General features: G+C 72.8%; 3 protein-coding genes. 1 reads left to right on the plus strand and 2 read right to left on the minus strand.

All coding sequences use genetic code 11. The features are described from left to right. Window positions 1-2,165 (minus strand): sacsin N-terminal ATP-binding-like domain-containing protein (locus ACN675_RS28085; protein ID WP_420753937.1); only part of this gene is annotated, 2,165 nt, incomplete at its 3' end. Window position 2,166: 1 nt separating this feature from the next. Next, complete coding sequence (locus tag ACN675_RS28090; RefSeq protein WP_420753938.1) at window positions 2,167-3,150, minus strand: DUF3027 domain-containing protein; 984 nt, start codon at window positions 3,148-3,150, stop codon at window positions 2,167-2,169. Window positions 3,151-3,221: 71 nt separating this feature from the next. Between ACN675_RS28090 and ACN675_RS28095 the strand changes: the two genes are divergently transcribed. Then, window positions 3,222-4,058 carry a glutaminyl-peptide cyclotransferase gene (locus tag ACN675_RS28095; protein WP_420753939.1) on the plus strand — a complete coding sequence of 279 codons (837 nt, stop codon included), beginning with the start codon at window positions 3,222-3,224 and terminating at the stop codon, window positions 4,056-4,058. The last annotated feature ends 94 nt before the right edge of the window (window positions 4,059-4,152 follow it).

The raw sequence follows: 4,152 nt of genomic DNA on the forward strand, positions 1-4,152 counted from the left end.
TCGGGGTGCGGGCAGGGATCGAGCAGGCCCTCGAAGGTCGCGTCGTCGGGGGCGCGCAGTCGTCCCAGCGGCTGTCCGCCGAGAACCGCGTAGGTACGCAGCCACCACGCGGTGTACCCATCACGGTCGGCCAGCGCGTCGGCGGTGTCGGGATCCGCGGCGAGCAGCGACAGGGCTTTTGCCCACCGGGTTTCGTCGACGAGGTCGAGGTCGCGGACCGCGACGAGGGTGTCCGGGTCGGTGTCGACCGTGTCCCACCACTGCTCCTCGTCGGGCAGGTCGTGGTCCGGACCGGTGGGCAGCTCCGCGCGCAGCACGGTGAAACCCCAGCCGACCCCGACGGCCCGCAACGCGTCCGCGCCGTACCGGTCGACTACCTTGTAATCGACTGTCCCGAAAGGTGATTCGTCGACGAGAACCTCGGCGAGGGGCGCACCGGGCAGGAGCAGCTCGTCGGCGGGAACCAGCTCGCCGTCGACGTCGGGCAGCAGCAGCGCCCCGAGATCGCGGGGCAGGGTGCCGCCGGGAACCTGCCCGGCGAGCCGCAGCACCGTGTCGGCGAGCTCCGCGGCGGCTTCGTGGTCGTCGGGGTCGACGTCCTCGACGGCGGCGAACAGCGCGGGATCCGACAGCAGATCGACGGCGGTGACGGTGCCGGCTCCGAGCCGCGCGAGCAACGGGTGAGCGGCGTCCGGGTGCACCAGCCGCACCCACGGCAGCACGAGCGGGCCGTCCACCCCCAGATCGGCTCCGAGCACGGTGGTGCGTGGACCGGTGACGAGACGCCCGTCCGACAGCGGCACCGGAATCGACGCGAGTTCCTCCGCGACCACCGCGTCCACGACGAGCGGTTCGAGCGCGTCGTACAACCGGCGCCACCACTTCGGGTCGCGGTCGAGTCCGGCGAGCAGTTCGGCGACCCGGGCCGGGCCGATCCGGTGCACGTCCACCGCGGCGAGCAGCGACGCGTACCGCGGCCCGCACAGCGCGGGCGTCACGAGACCGGGCACGACGTCGGCGAGTGCCTCGGCCAGTTCGTCGGTGAGTCCGTCCAGCGCCGTCGCGCGCTCGGGAACCAGGTCGTCGCCATCGTCCGCGGCGGGAAGCCACGGGTGGGTGCGCAGTTCCGCGAGCACGGCCTCCCGGAGCAGTCCGTCGGCCTCGCTGCGCGCGAACCCGGGCACCGGCACCAGCGCGATCCGCTGATCCGCGGGTAGCGCCGCGGCGAACCGCGCGTAGCCCTCGGCGATCCGGTCGAGCGGGGCGCCGGGCAGCAGCCTCCGCCGGTCCGGCTGCATCGGCACGTCGGCGACGACGAGGACGGGCAGCGACAGCTCCTCGTCGGACCGGGTGGGGGCGCGGAGCACGTCGTCGCCGAGGGGCGTGATCTCCCCGGCGGCGGTGACGGGAACCAGCCAGCGCGCGTGCGGTCCCGCGCCCTCCCACCAACGGCGCTCGCCGACGACGATCTCGTGGACGCCGCCGCCGAGGTCCGTGCGGGTGCGGGTCAGTTCGTCGTCGCCGATCGTGATCGAGCCGAGGGCAGGCAGTTCCAGCAGCAGTTCCGCGGCCTCGGCGCGGAATCCGTCGAGCAGGGCCCGCGCGTCGACATCCGGGCGCAACCGCAGCACGATCTCGGTGTCGAAGCCGGACACGGGAGGTTTGGCGATGGGCCACGCCAGGCGCAGGACCGGCACCCCGGACCGCGGTGGCGTCAGGTCGTGCTCGCGCAACACCGTGCGGGTGCGCTCCGCGGAGAAGCGGAGCGATCCGGTCCGGGACCGGATCTCGATGTCGTCGGAGACCGCGAGGACGGCGGTGAAGCCGACACCGAAGCGTCCGACTCCCCCGGTTTTCGCGGACGCCCGCAGTGCTGTCAGCGCCTGCACGCCGGGGCCGTCCAGCGGGGAACCGGTGTTCGCGACGTGCAGACCGTCGTCGCCGATCCACACCCGCATCGCGCCGGTGATGGCCGCGCGGGTCGCGGCGTCGGCGGCGTTCTGGGCGAGTTCGGTGAGTACCCGGTCGCGGTAGCCGGCCCGGACGAGGTCCGATTCGGTGGCGGTGTCCTCCCGCAGGCGGGTGGGCGACGACCGCCACGCGAGCAGCGTGCCGTCCCGCAGCGCCGCGGTACCGAACGGGTCCGCGGGGTCGGCCTGGGTCACGTCAGTCGGTCTGTTCCGGCCGGCCGGTGTCGTCGCTGGTCGTCGCCTCGTCGGTGACCGTCGGCTCCTCGACGGGTGCCTCGTCGGTGACCGTCGGCTCCTCGACGGGCGACTCCTCGGTGACAGTCGGCTCGGCGGGCTGCTCGGGCACTTCGGCCTCGACGGTGTCCGACCCTGCCGGAGCGGCGGTGTCCGACTCTGCCGGAGCGGCGATCGCGATGATCTCCACCGCCGCGTCGTCGAACGCGTCGAAGCGGGGCGAACCCGCACCGGTCGGAAGGGTGGTGTCCGAATGTGCACCGCAGCCGTACTGCGCGTGCACGACGTGCCCGTCCGCGGCGAACTCGTTTCCGCAGACCCCGAACGCCGCGTGCAGCGACCCGGCGAGCGGCAGGTAGAACCCGCACAGCATGCAGGTCGACGGCGCGGCCTTCGCCATCTCGGTGTCCGGCCCGTATGCCTCGAACCAGCGCTGGGCCGCGTCGAGGCGACCTTCCAGGCTCATCACCTGGCGGCGGCCGAGGCCGATCTCGAGTGCGGTTTCGTCGACCTCGGGGTCGCCGGACTCGACGTATCCCGGCACCAGACGGGGATCGCCGGGGGCGGGGGCCAGCAGGTCGCCGGGACCGAGGTCGCCGGGGCGGATCCGCTCGCTCCACGGAAGCCATTCGGGTGCGATCAGCGCGTCGGGACCGGGCAGCAACGCCAGTTCGCTGACCGTGACGTGATCGGACTCCGGAGCGGCAGCCACGACGACCGCCCACTGCCAACCGCGATAACCGGGCAGGTGGGCGACGAAACGGTGGGTGGCCGCGCAGTCGTTCTCCGCGGTCACACCCAGATGCGGGCCGATCCCGCCTTCGCCGAGCTCGTCGAGAGCCGCGCGGGCGATGTCGACCGCATCGGCGAGGACAGGTCGCACAGCCTCGGCGGAGCTTTCCGCGCTGGGGGCATCAGCAGAAGACACAGCACTCACGGCACCCATTCTGCCGCACCCGAACGGGAGCGCGCCCCTTGGCCGCCGGGACGGCGGCCGACGACTGCGATGATGGCTGGGTGCGACCGCGACAGGGCAGCAAACTCCCCGGGCCGATCCGAACCGCCGGTGTCCTCGCCCCGGCCACCGCACTGCTCGCCGCCGGAATCCTCGCCGGGTGCGGTGACGAACCCGTTCCCGACCCCGGTCCGCCCGCCGACCGGCTGCGCGTCGAGATCGTCGCGACCCGGCCGCACGATCCCGAAGCGTTCACCCAGGGCCTCGAGATCTCCGACGGCGAACTGCTCGAGGGCACGGGCCGGAGCGGCCGGTCGTACCTGTCGGCGCGGGCCCTCGACACAGGCGTCGAACGCACGCGGGTGCCGGTTCCCGACGACATGTTCGGTGAGGGCATCACCGTGGCCGGGGACACGGTGTGGCAGCTGACCTGGAAGGACGGGGTGGCCATCGCCCGCGACCGCGACACGCTGGCAGCCCGCGACCACGTCGAGTACGACGGCCAGGGCTGGGGCGTGTGCGCGGCCGGGGACCGTCTGGTGATGAGCGACGGTTCGTCGACACTGACGTTCCGGGATCCGGTGACCTTCGACGTGCTCGGCAGCACGACCGTGCGCGTCGACGGCCGCGAGATCGACAACCTCAACGAGCTCGAGTGCGCCGTGGACGGGTCCGTCTACGCGAACGTGTGGCAGACCGACCGGATCGTGCGCATCGACCCGGGCTCCGGGCGGGTGACCGCGACCATCGACGCCGGTGCCCTGCGCGACGCGCTCACCGACGAGCAACGCGCGGAGATCGACGTCCTCAACGGGATCGCGCAGGTGCCGGGCACCGATCGGTTCCTCGTCACCGGCAAGTACTGGCCCACCATGTTCGAGGTGCGTTTCGTACCGTGAGCACCATGGGTCACATCTCACGTCGGGACCTGTCTGCGCCTCCGGAGGGCGGTGGGGAAGAATCGGAGGCGTGACCGATCCGGACGAGCGCCGC

This window comes from Rhodococcus sp. O3 (genome assembly GCF_048897285.1).
Lineage (GTDB): Bacteria > Actinomycetota > Actinomycetes > Mycobacteriales > Mycobacteriaceae > Rhodococcus.

Excerpts from the sequence above, each read along its gene's own strand:
- ACN675_RS28090 (WP_420753938.1), bottom strand. The coding sequence starts at position 3,150 with ATGGGTGCCGTGAGTGCTGTGTCTTCTGCTGATGCCCCCAGCGCGGAA.